At 58.5% G+C, this 15,465-nt stretch carries 17 protein-coding genes; 9 read left to right on the top strand and 8 right to left on the bottom strand.

All coding sequences use genetic code 11. The annotated features are described in order from the left end of the window. Nucleotides 1-220 precede the first annotated feature (220 nt). Complete coding sequence (locus tag HWX34_RS14275; protein WP_178972874.1) at nucleotides 221-526, top strand: glycine zipper domain-containing protein; 306 nt, start codon at nucleotides 221-223, stop codon at nucleotides 524-526. Between the two features lie 72 nt (nucleotides 527-598). Here HWX34_RS14275 and HWX34_RS14270 read toward each other — a convergent pair whose 3' ends face one another. Next, entirely contained in the window at nucleotides 599-1,375 is a 777-nt protein-coding gene (locus HWX34_RS14270) for a TSUP family transporter (RefSeq protein WP_218645195.1), read from the bottom strand. A 93-nt stretch (nucleotides 1,376-1,468) separates the two neighbouring features. Between HWX34_RS14270 and HWX34_RS14265 the strand changes: the two genes are divergently transcribed. After that, nucleotides 1,469-2,383, top strand: coding sequence for a LysR family transcriptional regulator (locus HWX34_RS14265; RefSeq protein ID WP_178972873.1), 915 nt, complete (start codon nucleotides 1,469-1,471; stop codon nucleotides 2,381-2,383). 57 nt (nucleotides 2,384-2,440) lie between these two features. Here HWX34_RS14265 and yiaY read toward each other — a convergent pair whose 3' ends face one another. Further along, nucleotides 2,441-3,571: an L-threonine dehydrogenase gene (gene yiaY, locus HWX34_RS14260; protein ID WP_178972872.1), complete on the bottom strand. Its 1,131-nt coding sequence runs from the start codon at nucleotides 3,569-3,571 to the stop codon at nucleotides 2,441-2,443. Nucleotides 3,572-3,849: 278 nt separating this feature from the next. On the opposite strand from yiaY, the gene HWX34_RS14255 reads away from it, so the two are divergent. Both HWX34_RS14255 and HWX34_RS14250 read left to right on the top strand, forming a co-directional pair. After that, nucleotides 3,850-4,440: a HutD family protein gene (locus HWX34_RS14255; protein WP_178972871.1), complete on the top strand. Its 591-nt coding sequence runs from the start codon at nucleotides 3,850-3,852 to the stop codon at nucleotides 4,438-4,440. Further along, nucleotides 4,437-5,030 (top strand): ACP phosphodiesterase, encoded by a 594-nt coding sequence (locus HWX34_RS14250; RefSeq protein ID WP_178972870.1) that lies wholly within the window; start codon nucleotides 4,437-4,439, stop codon nucleotides 5,028-5,030. Before HWX34_RS14255 ends, HWX34_RS14250 begins: the two co-directional genes overlap by 4 nt. On the opposite strand, the gene HWX34_RS14245 is transcribed toward HWX34_RS14250, so the two are convergent. Together HWX34_RS14245 and HWX34_RS14240 are read right to left on the bottom strand one after the other, a co-directional pair. Next, entirely contained in the window at nucleotides 5,016-5,711 is a 696-nt protein-coding gene (locus HWX34_RS14245; RefSeq protein ID WP_255496773.1) for a MarC family protein, read from the bottom strand. The genes HWX34_RS14250 and HWX34_RS14245 overlap by 15 nt on opposite strands. A gap of 215 nt (nucleotides 5,712-5,926) precedes the next feature. Continuing rightward, on the bottom strand, nucleotides 5,927-7,447 hold the full coding sequence (locus tag HWX34_RS14240) for an amino acid permease (protein WP_178972868.1): 1,521 nt from the start codon (nucleotides 7,445-7,447) through the stop codon (nucleotides 5,927-5,929). Nucleotides 7,448-8,054: 607 nt separating this feature from the next. Here HWX34_RS14240 and infA point away from each other — a divergent pair. Together infA and HWX34_RS14230 are read left to right on the top strand one after the other, a co-directional pair. Next, the gene (gene infA, locus HWX34_RS14235) at nucleotides 8,055-8,318 is read left to right on the top strand and encodes a translation initiation factor IF-1 (protein ID WP_045845245.1); all 264 of its coding nucleotides are present in this window, start codon (nucleotides 8,055-8,057) and stop codon (nucleotides 8,316-8,318) included. Between the two features lie 367 nt (nucleotides 8,319-8,685). Beyond that, nucleotides 8,686-9,885 carry an EAL domain-containing protein gene (locus HWX34_RS14230; protein ID WP_178972867.1) on the top strand — a complete coding sequence of 400 codons (1,200 nt, stop codon included), beginning with the start codon at nucleotides 8,686-8,688 and terminating at the stop codon, nucleotides 9,883-9,885. Between the two features lie 15 nt (nucleotides 9,886-9,900). Here HWX34_RS14230 and arfB read toward each other — a convergent pair whose 3' ends face one another. From arfB to HWX34_RS14210, 4 genes are all read right to left on the bottom strand, one after another. Beyond that, nucleotides 9,901-10,308, bottom strand: coding sequence for an alternative ribosome rescue aminoacyl-tRNA hydrolase ArfB (arfB, locus tag HWX34_RS14225; RefSeq protein WP_178972866.1), 408 nt, complete (start codon nucleotides 10,306-10,308; stop codon nucleotides 9,901-9,903). Further along, on the bottom strand, nucleotides 10,283-10,888 hold the full coding sequence (locus HWX34_RS14220; protein ID WP_178972865.1) for a hydrolase: 606 nt from the start codon (nucleotides 10,886-10,888) through the stop codon (nucleotides 10,283-10,285). The genes arfB and HWX34_RS14220 overlap by 26 nt, the downstream gene beginning before the upstream one ends. A 137-nt stretch (nucleotides 10,889-11,025) precedes the next feature. Beyond that, complete coding sequence (locus HWX34_RS14215) at nucleotides 11,026-12,270, bottom strand: nitronate monooxygenase (RefSeq protein WP_178972864.1); 1,245 nt, start codon at nucleotides 12,268-12,270, stop codon at nucleotides 11,026-11,028. Between the two features lie 166 nt (nucleotides 12,271-12,436). Beyond that, complete coding sequence (locus tag HWX34_RS14210) at nucleotides 12,437-12,907, bottom strand: Lrp/AsnC family transcriptional regulator (RefSeq protein WP_178972863.1); 471 nt, start codon at nucleotides 12,905-12,907, stop codon at nucleotides 12,437-12,439. Nucleotides 12,908-13,039: 132 nt separating this feature from the next. Between HWX34_RS14210 and kynB the strand changes: the two genes are divergently transcribed. The 3 genes from kynB to HWX34_RS14195 all read left to right on the top strand — a co-directional run. Next, a complete protein-coding gene (gene kynB, locus HWX34_RS14205) occupies nucleotides 13,040-13,678 on the top strand; it encodes an arylformamidase (RefSeq protein ID WP_304506141.1) in 639 nt (212 codons plus the stop codon). A 28-nt stretch (nucleotides 13,679-13,706) separates the two neighbouring features. Continuing rightward, complete coding sequence (gene kynU, locus HWX34_RS14200; protein WP_178972861.1) at nucleotides 13,707-14,957, top strand: kynureninase; 1,251 nt, start codon at nucleotides 13,707-13,709, stop codon at nucleotides 14,955-14,957. Nucleotides 14,958-15,088: 131 nt separating this feature from the next. Then, the coding region (locus HWX34_RS14195) for an amino acid permease (protein WP_178972860.1) at nucleotides 15,089-15,465 on the top strand (377 nt) is incomplete at its 3' end.

Raw genomic sequence — 15,465 nt, 5'->3', positions numbered from 1 at the left:
GGCCTGACTCTGTAACAGATTGTTATAAAACCACCGCCTGAGCATGGAATAAATAATCAATACAATTCAATAACTTGCAATCGAACAACCACCAATTGATGCATAAGTCATTACATGGCAAACGCTTTTCAATACTTGCTAACATTTCGTCGCTTGTCCGATTTGCCCCGCTGTTACTAGACTGCCGCCACTAACTTAGTGGAAGTAGCAAACCATGCAAATGAACAAGTGGATTTCGGTCATTACCCTCAGCCTGGCAGCCACTGCCGCTCAGGCAGGCTCGACAACAGATGCGATTCTTGGTGGTGCAGTAGGCGGTGCAGCAGGTGCCGCGGTAGGTAATGCAGTAGGTGGCCGCAATGGCGCCATCATCGGCAGCGCGGTTGGCGGTGCCACCGGCGTGGCCATTACCACCAAGAACCAGCGTGAGGAGAGCCCGGCAGCCCCGGCGCGTGGTGAAGAACGTCGTCACCATCGCCACCACCACGACCATGGCCGTCATCGCGGCTGGGACAAACACGACTGAGCCCCCAGCGCGCAACGTGATAAAAAAAGACCACGCCATCATGCGTGGTCTTTTTTTGCCGGCAGACTAAGCCTAGCCATGCAACCAGGGTTGCACCATATCCCAGGCCAGCTTGCCAATCAGCACCGTGGTGAGCAGCAGGAACAGGATACGGACAAAGCCAGCCCCCTTCTTCATGGCCACCCAGGACCCCGCCATGGCACCCAGCACATTGAAGCCGGCCATCGGAATGGCGTACTGGAACAGCACATTGCCGGTAGGAATGAAAAACGCCAGCGCAGCCACATTGGTGGTGAGGTTCACCACCTTGGCCGCAGCCGAGGCATGCAGGAAGTCGAAAGCAAAAAAGCGGATGAACAGGAAAATCAGGAAGCTGCCCGTGCCCGGCCCGAACAGGCCATCATAAAACCCGATGGCCCCGCCAATGGCCATGCCGACGACCATTTCACGGCGACCTATCGTCACCGGTTTGTGCAGCTTGCCAAAGTCTTTTTTCCACAAGGTGTACATAGCCATCAACACCAGCAGCACCAGCACCAGCGGGCGAATCACCGACTTCGGGATCGCATTCACCGTAGCCGCACCGGCAAAGGACATGGCAAAGGCGGTGATGGCCGCCGGAATCACCAGTTTCCAAGGCAGGCGTACCCGTTGCAGATAAGAGCGTGCGGCCGACAAGGTGCCCACTGCCGAGGACATCTTGTTGGTGCCAAACAGTGTGGCAGCAGAATACTGCGGCAGAAAATTGAACAGTGCCGGCGTCTGGATCAGGCCACCACCACCCACGGCTGCGTCAATCAAACCGGCCATGAAAGAAAAGAAACACAAGAACCCCAAGGTCAACAACATGATAGCCTCCTGATAATGCTGACCATTGTAGGACTTGCACCGCCCTTGCTGTTGCAATACCGTATTGCAATTTCTGCAATACAGGTATGCCAGATGAAGCTGTTATGGGAATTGCAGGTCTTCTGCGCCGTGGTAGAGCGCAAGAGCTTTGTCTCGGCGGCTCGTCAGCTGGGTACCTCGCCCAGTACCGCCACCCGTGCGGTGCAGGCGCTGGAAGAAAACCTGGGCACCAGTCTGCTGGCCCGCTCGCAAAAGCAAGTCAGCCTCACCATGGCAGGCGAGGCCTACTACGATACCGCGCGGCAAATCCTGCAATTGCAGGAAGAGGTGGAAGACGACCTGGCGGCACTGGGTAGCGCCCCGCGCGGCTGGCTGCGTTTTTCCGCCCCCGAGGTAATGGCCAGCCATTTCCTGCCGCCCATCCTGCAACAACTGGCCGAGCACAACCCGCAGCTGCGCTTTGACATCCTGTACAGCGACACCATTCTGGAGCCCATCCGCGAGAAGCTGGACTTCAGCATCCGCGGTGCCTATCCCGCCTCCAGCGAGCTGATCGGCTTTCCATTATGGCCCTATCAACGCCGCCTGTACGCCAGCCCGGCCTATGTCGCCAGCCATGGCCTGCCGCTACAGCCAGAAGAACTGAGTGAACACGCCATCCTGATTCATGCCGCGCCACGCATCCTGAAAGCCTGGAATTTTGTCTCGGGCAGCCATCAGGTCAGCCTCAACCTGAATGCCAGCCACCGGGTGAGTTCTGGCAATGCGGTGCTACAGGCCGCGCTGGCTGGCTGGGGCGTGGCACGCATGGGCGACTGGCTGGCCGAGCCACTGGTGGCCAAGGGTCAGCTGGTGCGGCTATGCCCGGATTACCGCATTGTGTCCAGCCGGGGGGAGGATGCGCAGATGCACGCGGTATTCGCCAGCCGGCGTATCCCGCGCAAGGCCAGACTGGTGCTGGAAGCCATCCGCAGCGCCGCCACTGCCGCAGGTTTTGCCAGCCGCTGAAATGAACAAGAGCCGGCAAAGCCGGCCCTGTCTGCTGGATATCAAACCAGACGATGCTTACATGGCTGCACGGTAGATGGCACAGATTTCCTCATGCGTGGCCTGAACCGGATTGGTAAAGCCGCAGGCATCTTTCAGGGCATTGGTAGCCAGTACCGGGATGTCCTGTTCTTTCACCCCCAGTTGGGTCAGACCAGCCGGAATACCCACGCGGGCAGCCAGTTGACGAATGGCTACAATGGCCTCTGCAGCATCTGCCTTTACCCCCAGCGCCACCGCAACATCCGCCAGGCGCGCGGCGGCCACCTTGCTGTTGAACACCTGCACGTGCGGTAGCAAGACGGCATTGCACACCCCGTGCGGCAAGTCATAGAAACCACCCAGCTGGTGGGCCATGGCATGTACATAACCCAGCGAAGCGTTATTGAAAGCCATACCAGCAAGGAACTGGGCATAGGCCATCTGCTCGCGGGCTTCCATGTCCTGACCGTTTTCTACGGCACGCGGCAGGTAGGCCACGATCAGGCTGATGGCCTTCAAGGCGCAGGCGTCGGTAATCGGCGTGGCGATGGTGGAAACATAGGCTTCAATGGCATGGGTCAGCGCATCCATGCCGGTGGCGGCAGTCAACGAAGGCGGCATGCCAGCCATGGTTTCCGGGTCGTTGACGGACAGAATCGGCGTGGTGTGCTTGTCGACGATAGCCATCTTGATGTGGCGGGCCTCATCAGTGATGATGCAAAAACGCGTCATTTCACTGGCCGTACCCGCAGTGGTATTGATGGCCACCAGCGGCAGCTGTGGCTTGGCAGACTTGTCCACGCCTTCGTAGTCCTGAATCTTGCCGCCATTCACCGCTACCAGCGCAATGCCCTTGGCACAGTCGTGCGGAGAACCGCCACCCAACGAAATCACCACATCGCATTGTTTTTCCTGCAACAGCGCAAGACCTGCATTGACGTTGGCACTGGTCGGATTGGGGTGTACACCATCAAACACGACAGACTGGATATCAGCAGCAGCCAGCAGCTTTGCCACCTTATCTGCCAGACCGGTCTTGACCAGACCGGCATCGGTCACGATCAGCGCACGTTTGAAACCCTGGGCCTGCATGCTGTCGACGGCCTGTTGCAGGCAGCCGGCACCCATCAGGTTGACGGAAGGAATGAAGAAAGCACTGGTAGCCATGATGATCTCCTTAAGGTGGGGTGGCGCAGGCAGCATTGCTGTTTGGCAAGCAACTGTCAGCAGAGCCATCCGGCCCTGCCCTGCTGCGCCTGTAAGGTTTGATCCCATCTTGGCACTCCAGCGAAATGGCATATTGCGTCAGATCAAGTCGTTTTGCATGTAGTTGACGCACTACAAAAACCAGCCATAACAAGAGCTTGCCAGCAGGCCTACCAGACAGCAGGTGCATCCACCGGAACATGAGGGGATAATCGCCGTTTTACCTGCCAAAGCCTGCCATGCACATCCTGTCAGCCTGCGACTATCCGACCACCGCGTGGAAAAACGGTGGTGGTACCACGCGCCAGATCCTGATCTCCCCTCCGGGTGCCACACTGGAAGATTTCGACTACCGCATCAGCATGGCCAGTGTGGCCAGCGACGGCCCGTTTTCGCATTTCAGTGGTGTGGATCGCCAGCTATTGCTGCTGGATGGCAAGGGGCTGTTGCTACAGCGGGGCGATGGCAGCCGCAGTCTGCTGCAGCAACACAGCCAGCCGCTGGCCTTTGCCGGGGAAGAGGCCATCACCAGCCAATTACAGGACGGGCCGGTGTCCGACTTCAACGTCATGACCCGCCGTAGCCGTTACCGTCAACAAACAGAACGTTTGACCGTGCAAGGCAAACAGCATGTGCACAGTGATGATGAAGTATTGCTGGTGATGCTGGCAGCCGGCAGCACACTGGACGTGTACCGTGAAGATGGCCGGCACTGCCAGCTGGGACTGCATGATGCCCTGTGGCAAGAAATGGCAGTGGGCCTCACCCTGTTCTGCGCAGAGCGGGCGGACGTTATCGTGGTAAGGCTCAATCGCCAGAGTGCCGCATGAACTACCTGGCCCACCTGCATCTGGCACCGGACAACCCGGCGGCGCGGGTGGGAAATCTCTTGGGTGACTTCCTCAAGCCATCCCAGGCCGGCCACCTGCCCATCTCCTTGCAGCAGGGCATGTTGTTGCACCGGCAGATCGACAGCCATACCGACAGCCATCCGCTGGTGAGGCAAAGCAAGAATCGCATTGCGCCCGCGCGACGACGCTATGCCGGCATTCTGGTGGATATTTTTTACGACCACTTCCTGGCAAGACACTGGACGTCATTTTCCAGCATGCCACTGGCCGACTTCACTGCACGCAGTTATGCAGAACTGCAAGCCCATCGCCAGTGGCTGCCTCCCCGCCTGCTGGACATTCTGCCGCGCATGCAGGCGCAGGACTGGCTAGGGTCTTATGCAGCAACCGAAGGAATCGCCGTCGTGCTGCACGGCTTTTCCCGTCACCGTATCCGGCGTGACAACCCGGTTGCCCATGGTATTGACGACTTACTGCAACACTATGCTGCGCTGGAAACAGACTTCCTGGCGTTTTATCCGCAACTGCAGCAAGCCGTGCAGCAAGGCTTTGGCCTAGCGGTGCAGTAAGTCGGCGTTGTTCTGGATCAACTCGACAAACAGCTGCTCCACCCCTTCCCACATGATTTGCACCCCCAGACACATCAGGATGAAGGCCGACAAACGCAGGAACACCACCGAGCCGGTCTGCCCCAGATAGCCAAGCAGCTTGTCGGCGTGGCGATAACACATGTACACCAGCACGGCGAGTGACAGCACGGCGGCCAGGCTGGCCATGGGTACCAGCATGTACTTGACCATGGGCTTGCCGGCGACCGACATCGACGCACCCAGCGTAATGGACACCGAAATGGAACCCGGCCCTACGGTCAGCGGAAAAGTCAGCGGATAAAAGGCCCGCTGCTTGAGTTCATCCCGATTTTCCTGACGGGCCGATTCGGTGGAGGGCTGATTGCTCTCCGCCGGGTTGTCATTGAGCATGCGCCAGGCTGCCAGCGAAATCAGCAAGCCACCGGACAACTGCACCACCGGCAGTGAAACACCGAAAAATTCCAGCACAAAGCTGCCTACATACATGCTGCCCAGCAGCAGCAAAAAGCAGTACAGCGCAATGCGGCGCGCCAGGAAGGCACGCTGCTGCTTGTTGTTGCGCGCGGTCATCGAAATGAAAATGGGCACCAATCCTGGCGGATTGATGATGGGAAGCAAGGCAGCCAGTACAAACAGGTACTTGCTGAAAAAAAGTGACATCAAGGCCATGTTGTTGTTCTCCGGGCAGGTTTGGCCTGCTTGGTGGGGGTGGTGTGTCGCGTGTGCTGCATCTTGTCGTGCAGTGCCATGCGCGGCGATTGTAACGTGCACATCGCCGGGATACAGCGCAGGCCGCCAAAAAATTTGTTGCGCAGCATGGCATGGTCATGAAAAAGGCCCGGCAGAGCCGGGCCTCGTCCAGTGTCATCTCCTTGTCAGTCAGCCATCTGTCCGGCCAGTCGGGCCTTGGGCTCGGAATGCTCCAGCTGGGCGTGCGCTTCGGCCAGGGCAATCTTGTCCAGCGCAATCAGCGTGCTGCCATGTTTCCATTTGTAGCCCAGCCACAGGATCAGGAACAGCGGAATGCCGATATAGGTGGCCACCACACCGTTCCAGTCCACCTTGGCACTGGTGAATGCAGCGTAGTTCTGCCCCAGCATGATCAACATGCACAGCGCAAAGGCAAACAGCGGCCCCAGCGGGAACCAGCGCGCACGATAAGGCAGGTCAGCCAGATCATATCCTTGCTGTACGTAGGCACGACGGAAGCGGTAATGACACACGGCAATACCCAGCCAGGCAATGAAGCCGGTCATGCCGGAAGAGTTGAGCAGCCACAGGTACACCGCATTGCTTTCAAACAGCGAGGAAAGAAAGCACAGGCCCGCCACAACCGTAGTGGCGTACAGGGCATTGCGTGGCACGCCACTGTCGGAGAGCTTGCCGAACCAGGCCGGTGCCATCTTGTTATGCGCCATCACGTACAACATGCGGGTGGAGGCATACATGCCAGAGTTCCCCGCCGACAAAATGGCCGACAGGATGACCGCATTCATCAGGCTGGCGGACAGCGCCAGACCGGCTCGGCTGAATACCAGGGTAAACGGGCTGGCACCTACGTCCTGCACATCATTCTTCAGCAGCATCGGGTCGTTATACGGCAGGATGAAACCGATGATCAGGATGGACAGCATGTAGAACATCAGGATGCGCCAGAAAATCTGCTTCACGGCGCGCGGAATGGTTTTGGCCGGATGGCTGGATTCGCCCGCAGCCACACCGATCAGCTCGGTGCCCTGAAAGGAAAAACCCACAATCATCGACACGCTGACAAACGCCGCCATACCGCCAACAAAGGGGCCGTCACCATGCATGAACACATTCAGGCCCGGCGCATAACGGCTGCTGTCCGGATTGGTCATGATGCCGAAAATCATCATGAAACCGACAATGATAAAGGCAATGATGGTGACCACCTTGAGCATGGAGCACCAGAATTCCGCCTCGCCAAAGCCCTTCACCGAGAAATAGTTGAGGGCAAAAATGATGGCGAGGAACAGCGCACTCCACACCACGCCCGGCACATGCGGGAACCAGTAATGCATGACGATGGCCGCCGCGGCCAGTTCCACCGCAATGGTGACCGCCCAGTTATACCAGTAATTCCAGCCCTGGGCGAAGCCGAAGGACGCATCGACAAAACGCGAGCCATACACCTGGAAAGAGCCGGACACCGGCATGAAAGCCGCCATTTCCCCCAGGCTGGTCATCAGGAAATACACCATCAGCCCGATCAGGGCATACGACAGCAAGGCCCCACCCGGCCCGGCCGAGGCTACCGTGGCGCCGGATGCCAGAAACAGGCCGGTGCCGATGGAGCCGCCAATGGCGATCATGGACAAATGACGCGCCTGCAGGCTGCGCCGGAGTCCTTCGCCTTCTCTATTGTTTTCCATAAGTCTGTCCTACTACAGAGTTTACAACTGATAACGTTTTGCCTCGATTTGAATATCAGCAAAACGTGATAATCGAAACCCTACAGGATGTCAGCTCAAGAAAGAATAATCCAGTGCATTTTTGTATTGAATTGTAAGAATATGAATGTTGAATTTTCCTTTTGTGACATAAATCAAGTATTTGTCTTTACCAACTTGCCACTAGCCGGCACCACCTGCACTGCAGGACAGCATGCCTCCAGGCCAGGCCCACAGCCGTTGCCAACAAGCGGTGCGGCATGCAAACAACAGCGGCTAAGCTGCGGATGCATAAGTGTTTTTGCTGCTGACACAGTGCATACAGCAGCAAATGCAGCTTCACTGTTCATTTATGCTGACAAATCAGCCATTTAGCCGTATAATGCGCGCTGCCTCCTTCCGGACCGTTCCCCAACCGGGGTTTCAATCCGTCTGCCTTGCCTTGGTAACGGCACACTAGCGTGTGTGCTGCCAGTCTTACCTGCTTGGTTATCGATAGAAGCAATCTGTTATCGCAGATCATGCGGCGCTCCGTGAGGGACTGCCGCATGGGCTATTGGCCCCCCCGTTACACTGAAAGGAATCGTTAATGTCCAAAGAAGACATGATCGAACTGCAAGGCGTCGTTATTGAAATGCTGCCGGAATCGCGCTTTCGCGTGCGCCTGGACAACAATGTGGAAATCCTGGCCTATGGCTCGGGTAAAATGAAAATGCACCGTATCCGCGTACTGGTGGGTGACCGTGTGACCGTGGAAATGTCGCCGTACGACCTGACCAAGGGTCGCATCAACTTCCGCCACCCGACCGCACCGGTCGGCGGCCAGGCACCGCAGCATTTCAAGCGTCGCTAAGCAAGTCATCTCGTCTCGCGACCTTCAGCCCACCTGAGCAGGTCGCGCAGTCTTGTGCCGCTTGCTTGCGGGCTTGAAGCCCGTCCAGCCAGCCGCATTGCATCATGCACCGCCCGGAACCATTCGCCCACCCTGTGGCGAGATGCCGGGCGTACGTCATTTTCTCCCGCCTCCGCACTCATCTCTCGGGTTCAGAATATACACACTGGCCTTCATGGTATTGCCATTATTTTTCAACAATCCATTAAAGCCAGCATAACAGGCCAGCAATTCCCTTAAAGGACTTGAGCTTTCACGGTTTTTTAACTGGAAAGATCGCATGACACCTGCTTAGATTGAGAAATATCCACTGCCGTGCGCGCCTGCCATGAACCGCAAACCGCCAAGACAGATCCTGCTCGCCGAAGACAGCAGCAGCCAGCGCAAGCTACTCAAAGCGCTGTGCCAGCAAATTCCCAATGCCATCATCCACGAAGCCGCCGATGGTACCTGGGCATTCCAGCTCAGCCGCAAGATACCCAGGCTGGACCTGGTGATTACCGACCTGAACATGCCAGGCATGGATGGCATCGAGCTGGTGGAACAGCTGTCGCGCCAACCGCACATTCCGTCATTGCTGCTGATCAGCGGACATTCGCCCGACTTGCTGGCCAATAGCGTGCGTGCCGCGCAGGAGCTGGGCTTCACCGGTATTGGCCATCTGGCCAAACCGATTGATGACAATCTGTTCCTGACCGAAATCACCCGCTTGCTGGACTTGCCAAAGGACATCATCGACAACAAAAGCAGCCTGCCGCTGATAGACATCATCACCGGGCTGGCCCACAACCAGTTCTGTGCCTTCTATCAACCCATTTACGACTTGCGCCAGGGCAAGGCGGTGCAAATCGAAGCCCTGGCGCGCTGGCGTCATCCCACCATGGGCATTTTGGGGCCTAACCAGTTCATTGGCATGCTGGAACACGAGGGCTTCATTTCGCTGCTGACCCACCGTATCGTGCAAACCAGCCTGGACTTGCTGATGCGCGGCCCGGAAACACAGGACTTGCGACTGTCTATCAATCTGTCGCGCCGCTTGCTGGATGACCGGGAATTTCTGGACTGGCTGGTGGAACAAGTGGAATCGCGCGGCCTGGCGTTTGACCGCATCGTGCTAGAAATCACCGAAACCATGGCCTTCACCAATTTCGGCCACACGCTGGCAACCTTGCTGCGCCTGCGCATGCGTGGCTTCGAGCTGTCACTGGATGACTTTGGCACCGGCCACACCACGCTGGAACACATCAAGAACCTGCCACTGACCGAGCTGAAGTTCGACCGCATCCTGATCAAGGACATCCATCAGGATGCGCGCAGCCAGAGCATCATTGCCGGCATGGCCAATATTGCACGTGAACTGGGCCTGCGCATGGTGGCGGAAGGCATAGACAGCCCGCAGGACCTGGACTACCTGTGTGCGCACCATCCGGATATCGAACTACAAGGCTTTTTGCTGTGCAAACCGGTTCCGGCTGAAGAACTGGCCAAGCACATTTTCCCCAGCTGCCAATCCAGTCGTCGCGCCTGAGCCTTCCTTGGTGCTTCAGTCATCCACCCGGCCACGCAAGGCCTTGATACCGCTACGCCGGGACTTGCCCTCCAGCCTGCGCTGACGTGAGCCATAGGTAGGCCGGGTGGACAGCCGGGCCTTGGGTTGGTGAGAAACCGCATCCACCATGGCTTGCAGCCGTGCCAGCGCATCATCCCGGTTCAACTCCTGTGTGCGGTGCTGCTGCGCCTTGATGATGATGATGCCCTGCTTGCTCAGCCGGGCATCGGCCATTGCCAGCAGCCGCTGCTTGATGTGATCGGGCAGGCTGGACGCCATCACATCGAAACGCAGATGAATGGCGGAAGACACCTTGTTGACATTCTGCCCCCCGGCACCCTGCGCCCGGATCGCCGTCAGTTCAATCTGGTTCGGATCAAGCGGATAACGACTCACTGCCATCCTTCCCGGCTGCCAGGGCTTGCAAGACCTGGGCCGTACTGCGCACCCGGCCAAGGCGCGGGAAAATGTGCTTGACGGAAAACTGGTGACACTCCAGCACCTGGCAGCTCATGGCATCTTCTGCCAGCACCACGGCGTAATTGCGCTCCCAGGCGGAACGGGCGGTGGAATCCACCCCGATATGGGTGGAAATGCCAGCCAGTACAATGGTGCGGATGCCACGGCGGCGCAGCTGCAAATCCAGCTCGGTGCCGTAAAACGCATTCCACTGCCGCTTGATGATCTGGATATCACTGGCCGCCACTTCCAGTTCGGCCGGTTGTTGCAGCCAGTTATCCGGCACCGGCGTGGCCGGTGGCACCAGATCGGTCGGCAGTTGCAGGGCATCGCCGCCATCCGCCGACCAGCCTACCCGCACCAGTACCACCGGTGCACCGGCAGCACGAAACGCCTTGGCCAGTGCAGCAGAATGTTCCAGCACCTGCTCGGTGTCATAAGGCTGTTTGGCAAAACCCAGGATGCCCTGTTGCAAGTCGATCAGAATCAGGGCGGTGGTGGCGGGGTCCAGATGTTCCGTCATGGCAATCCTCAAACAGTGACAAGACAGGCTCTGACAATACTACTGCCAGTACCGCTTCAACAAGAAAAATGGCGAAGCGCCGCAGCGTTTCGCCATTCTCCACTACCGGTCCAGCCAGACCGGGTTTGTGTACCTTATCAATCCGGCAGGGCTACCTTGCCATCCTTGCTGAACTGGTAATCCTTGAACACATGCTCGGCGCTGAGAATCTGGTAGCTGCCGTCTTCATTGCGACGGGTCGTATCCTTCAGGCGGTAGGTGTACTGACCGCAAGTCCAGCAATCGAAATTACGCATGTGGGTACACAGACAGGTCTTGTCCATCACCTTGATGCGGCGCTCACCCGGATGGGCGGCCACTTCGCGGTTGTAAGCCTGGATATAGGAACAGCTGCCATTGGCGTCCAAGAGATAGCCGTAAGCCTCGCAATTGGGACGAATGCCATCGCCAATGGCCGGGCAGGACTTGATCATGCGCATCGGGTAACCGGTCGGCGACAGCTGGTTCACCTCGATATCGTCCTCAGTGGCCTTGAAGTATTCCTGCTGTACTTTTTCCGGCAGACCACATTCGCGGGTGACGGTAAAGCGGGTGGCCACTTGCACGGCACTGGCACCGTTTTCCAGGAAGCCGACCGCATCGCTGCCGGTGAAGATGCCACCAGCCGGAATCAGCGGGATATCCAGCTTTTCCGCCTGCATCCAGGCATGGATTTCCGCCACGATGGTGGCCAGATCGTACTGCGCCCAGTCCATGCCAAAGCCCAGATGGCCGCCAGCCAGCGGGCCTTCCACCACCACGTAGTCCGGCAGACGACCGGTACGGGCAGACTTCTTCAGGAACAGCTGCAAGGCGCGCAGGGACGAAACAATGATGCCCAGCTTCACATCGCGGAAACGCGGGTGATCTTCAATCAGCGAAAAGGAACCCAGATGCAGGCCAGCGGCCAGGGTAATGCCGTCGATACCGGCATCCATGGCGGTTTGCATGCGGACGCGCAGGGTTTCCTTGGGCGCGTTCATGGTGAGCTTTTCCATGCAGTTGATGAAAATCAGCCCGTCGCCCTTTTTGGCTTCCATGGCCGAGCCGACATGCAGCCTGGTGGCTTCGGCCAGGATGTCCAGATCAAACTTCACCACCGACTTGTCGGCGTTTTCGACGTTGAATTTGTATTGCTTGAGCTTGTCTTTGACAAACTTGGTGTTGAAGCGACGGTCCGTCACCGTGGGTACCATGGCATCGGAAATATGGCCGATACCCCCCAGTCGGGCAGCCTCCAGCGACAGGGCGACGGTGGAGATGTCCACACCCATGCCGCCCACCATGATGGGAACCAGTTCTTGCTTGCCCAGACGCAGGCGGAAATCGTCAACACACTTCATTTTGATGCACCTCAGTTTGGCTGGGCGGCATTATCCCCCAACCTCCGCCACAAAATCCACTTTTCTAGAGTTTTTGCTCACACCACAGGTAAGTTACAGCCGATACGACAGACAGTCGCTTATCAGACAGCATAGGCCCACATTGTTACGGCCACTGCCATCCGGTTCAGATGGGCCGCAACGGCAAGCGGTCGCGCGTGTCCTTGACGATTTTCAGCACGATAAAAGAACTGAAATCACGCATGCCAGGCACTTTGTTCAGCTTCTCGACAATAAATTCGGAAAACGCCGGCAAACTGCGACAGCGCACCTGCAGGATGTAATTGCACGGGCCAGTCACCACAAAGGCGGCAGTCACCTCCTCGAACGCTTCGATCTGCTGCAAGAACTCGTCATGCCAGTCATCGCGGCTACGATCCAGCGTCACCTGCACGATGGCTTCCAGCTCGAAGCCCAGGGCCAGCGCGTTCAGTTCGGCATGATAGCCGCGTATCAAGCCGCCCTCCTCCAGCGCACGCACCCGGCGCAGACAGGCCGATGGTGACAGCGCCACCTGGTCGGCCAGGTCCTGATTGCTGAGCCGGCCGTTGTGCTGCAATGCAGAAAGAATCCGCACATCAATGGCATCCAGCTGCATTTGCAATTTCCTTTCTTATGTAAACAAATTAGTTGAATATTCTGCGAAATATTACAGAACCACAAGTTGAAATTGCAATTTTTCAAAAGAATCATGGTGCTAACATGAATTGCCTAACCCATGGAGAGCACCATGCTGTATGACATCAGCCCACCGCTGTATGCCGGCATGCCAGTGTGGCCAGGAGACACCCCGCTACAGGAAAGCCCGGCCTGGCAGCTGGATGCACACTGCCCGGTCAATGTCGCCCGGCTGACCTTGTCGCCACACAGTGGTGCACATGCCGATGCCCCGCTGCACTACCAGGCGGACGGTCTGCCCATTGGCCGGGTTGATCTGGATGCCTACCTTGGCCCCTGCCGCGTGGTGCACTGCCTGGATGCCGCGCCCTTGCTCACCCTGCTCCGGCTGCAGCAGGCACTGGCAGACCAGCCAGGCCCGCTGCCTCCACGGCTGCTGATCCGCTGTTACCGGCAGTTTCCGCAGCAATGGGATGCCGGGTTCTGTGCCATGAACCCGGCACTCATCCACTGGCTGGGCCAGCAAGGCGTGCGGCTGATCGGCGTGGATACCGCCTCGCTGGATGCGGCAGACAGCAAGACGCTGGACGCCCATCACGCCGTTGCCCACCACGGCATGGCGATTCTGGAAAACCTGTGGCTGGACGAGACCCCACCCGGCGACTACGAGCTGATCGCCCTGCCACTGAAATTGATCAACCTGGATGCCAGTCCGGTGCGCGCCGTACTGCGCACAATCCTGCCCCGATAACAAACACAGCACCACAAAGGAGAGACCGATGCTGACCCGTGAGCACTGCCTGGCCGCCGACCGCCAGGATCAACTGGCCGCCCTGCGCCAGCAATTCAGCTTGCCGGACCATGTCATCTATCTGGATGGCAACTCGCTGGGCGTGCTGCCCAATAGTGCCGAGGGACGCAGCCTGGAAGTATTGCGCCAGGAATGGGGGGTGGGCCTGATCCGCAGCTGGAATACTGCAGGCTGGTTCGAACTGCCGCGCCGGTTGGGCAACAAGCTGGCCGGGCTGATTGGTGCCAGCAAGGATGAAGTGGTGATTACCGACACCACCTCGCTCAATATCTTCAAGGCACTGGCCGCCGCCATCCGCATCCAGCAGCAAGCAGCCCCGCAGCGCAAGGTCATCGTGTCCGAGCGCGACAACTTCCCCACCGACCTGTACATGATCCAGGGCATGATAGACCTGCTGCAGCAAGGCTACGAAATGCGGCTGATCGACGACAACCTGTCGCTGGAACAGGCAGTGGACGAAGACGTGGCGGTATTGCTGCTGTCCCACGTCAATTACCGTACCGGTGCCATGTATGACATGGCTGCCGTCACCGCCCAGGCCCATCAGCATGGCGTGCTCACCATCTGGGACCTGGCCCATGCGGCAGGCGCGGTACCGGTAGACTTGAACGCCGCCCAGGCAGACTTCGCGGTCGGCTGCACCTACAAATATCTCAATGGCGGCCCCGGCTCCCCCGCTTTCATCTGGGTAGCGGCCCGCCATCAGGATGGCTTCTGGCAACCCTTGTCCGGCTGGTGGGGCCACTCGCGCCCGTTTGACATGGCAGTCGATTACCAGCCGGCCCAGGGCATCCGCCGTTTTCTGTGCGGCACCCAGCCCATCCTGTCGATGTCGCTGGTGGAATGCGGGCTGGACGCCACGCTGCAAACCAGCATGGCGGCACTGCGCGAGAAATCGCTGGCCTTGACCGACCTGTTCATCCAGCTGGTGGAACAGCGCTGCGCCCACCATCCGCTGACGCTGATCACCCCGCGCGAACATGCCAGCCGTGGCAGCCATGTCAGCTATCGCCACCCCGAGGGCTATGCCGTGATGCAGGCACTGATCGACCGCGGGGTGATCGGTGACTACCGCGAGCCGGAAGTGCTGCGCTTTGGCATCACGCCGCTCTATCTGAGCCATACCGATATCTGGGATGCCGTGGAAATCCTGCGCGACATCCTGGACAGCGCCAGCTGGGACCAGCCGCGCTTCAAGCAGCGTCACGCCGTGACCTGAGCCACACCCCGCCAGCCGCCCGGCTGGCGGTTCTCACCCTGCAACACACCATCAGCGGAGCCGAGCGCATCCAGGCCGCGCCACGTCCAAGAGAAATGCGCCGCTCCACCAAGGGAAGGTAAGGAGAAACCATGAGTTTTGACCACATCCAGCAGCGCGAAAGCGGACTGCAACGCCGGCTGAGCGGCCGGCAGATGAGCATGATCGCCATCGGTGGTGCCATTGGCACCGGCCTGTTTCTGGGCAGCAAGTTTGCCATCGGCTTTGCCAGCCCCAGCGTCTTGCTCAGCTACGCCATCGGCGGGCTGATTACCCTGCTACTGATGGGCTGCCTGGCGGAAATGACCATCGCCCATGCCACATCCGGTTCGTTTGGTGCATTTGCCGAGCATTACATCAGCCCGCTGGCCGGTTTCCTGGTGCGCTACAGTTACTGGACCTGCATCGTCATGGCGGTGGGAACCGAAGTCACCGCGGTGGCCGAATACATGCAGTACTGGTTCCCCAA

This window comes from Aquitalea sp. LB_tupeE (assembly GCF_013391415.1).
Classification (GTDB): Bacteria; Pseudomonadota; Gammaproteobacteria; order Burkholderiales; family Chromobacteriaceae; genus Aquitalea.
The sequence above is the reverse complement of the archived record's forward strand: the minus strand, read 5'-3'. Positions and strand labels throughout refer to the sequence as shown.

Excerpts from the sequence above, each read along its gene's own strand:
- infA (WP_045845245.1), top strand. The coding sequence starts at position 8,055 with ATGTCCAAAGAAGACATGATCGAACTGCAAGGCGTCGTTATTGAAATG.
- HWX34_RS14265 (WP_178972873.1), top strand. The coding sequence starts at position 1,469 with ATGAAGCTGTTATGGGAATTGCAGGTCTTCTGCGCCGTGGTAGAGCGC.
- HWX34_RS14245 (WP_255496773.1), bottom strand. The coding sequence starts at position 5,711 with ATGTCACTTTTTTTCAGCAAGTACCTGTTTGTACTGGCTGCCTTGCTT.
- HWX34_RS14275 (WP_178972874.1), top strand. The coding sequence starts at position 221 with ATGAACAAGTGGATTTCGGTCATTACCCTCAGCCTGGCAGCCACTGCC.
- HWX34_RS14255 (WP_178972871.1), top strand. The coding sequence starts at position 3,850 with ATGCACATCCTGTCAGCCTGCGACTATCCGACCACCGCGTGGAAAAAC.
- HWX34_RS14270 (WP_218645195.1), bottom strand. The coding sequence starts at position 1,375 with ATGTTGTTGACCTTGGGGTTCTTGTGTTTCTTTTCTTTCATGGCCGGT.
- kynU (WP_178972861.1), top strand. The coding sequence starts at position 13,707 with ATGCTGACCCGTGAGCACTGCCTGGCCGCCGACCGCCAGGATCAACTG.
- HWX34_RS14210 (WP_178972863.1), bottom strand. The coding sequence starts at position 12,907 with ATGCAGCTGGATGCCATTGATGTGCGGATTCTTTCTGCATTGCAGCAC.
- HWX34_RS14250 (WP_178972870.1), top strand. The coding sequence starts at position 4,437 with ATGAACTACCTGGCCCACCTGCATCTGGCACCGGACAACCCGGCGGCG.
- yiaY (WP_178972872.1), bottom strand. The coding sequence starts at position 3,571 with ATGGCTACCAGTGCTTTCTTCATTCCTTCCGTCAACCTGATGGGTGCC.
- kynB (WP_304506141.1), top strand. The coding sequence starts at position 13,040 with ATGCTGTATGACATCAGCCCACCGCTGTATGCCGGCATGCCAGTGTGG.
- HWX34_RS14215 (WP_178972864.1), bottom strand. The coding sequence starts at position 12,270 with ATGAAGTGTGTTGACGATTTCCGCCTGCGTCTGGGCAAGCAAGAACTG.
- HWX34_RS14230 (WP_178972867.1), top strand. The coding sequence starts at position 8,686 with ATGAACCGCAAACCGCCAAGACAGATCCTGCTCGCCGAAGACAGCAGC.
- HWX34_RS14240 (WP_178972868.1), bottom strand. The coding sequence starts at position 7,447 with ATGGAAAACAATAGAGAAGGCGAAGGACTCCGGCGCAGCCTGCAGGCG.
- HWX34_RS14220 (WP_178972865.1), bottom strand. The coding sequence starts at position 10,888 with ATGACGGAACATCTGGACCCCGCCACCACCGCCCTGATTCTGATCGAC.
- arfB (WP_178972866.1), bottom strand. The coding sequence starts at position 10,308 with ATGGCAGTGAGTCGTTATCCGCTTGATCCGAACCAGATTGAACTGACG.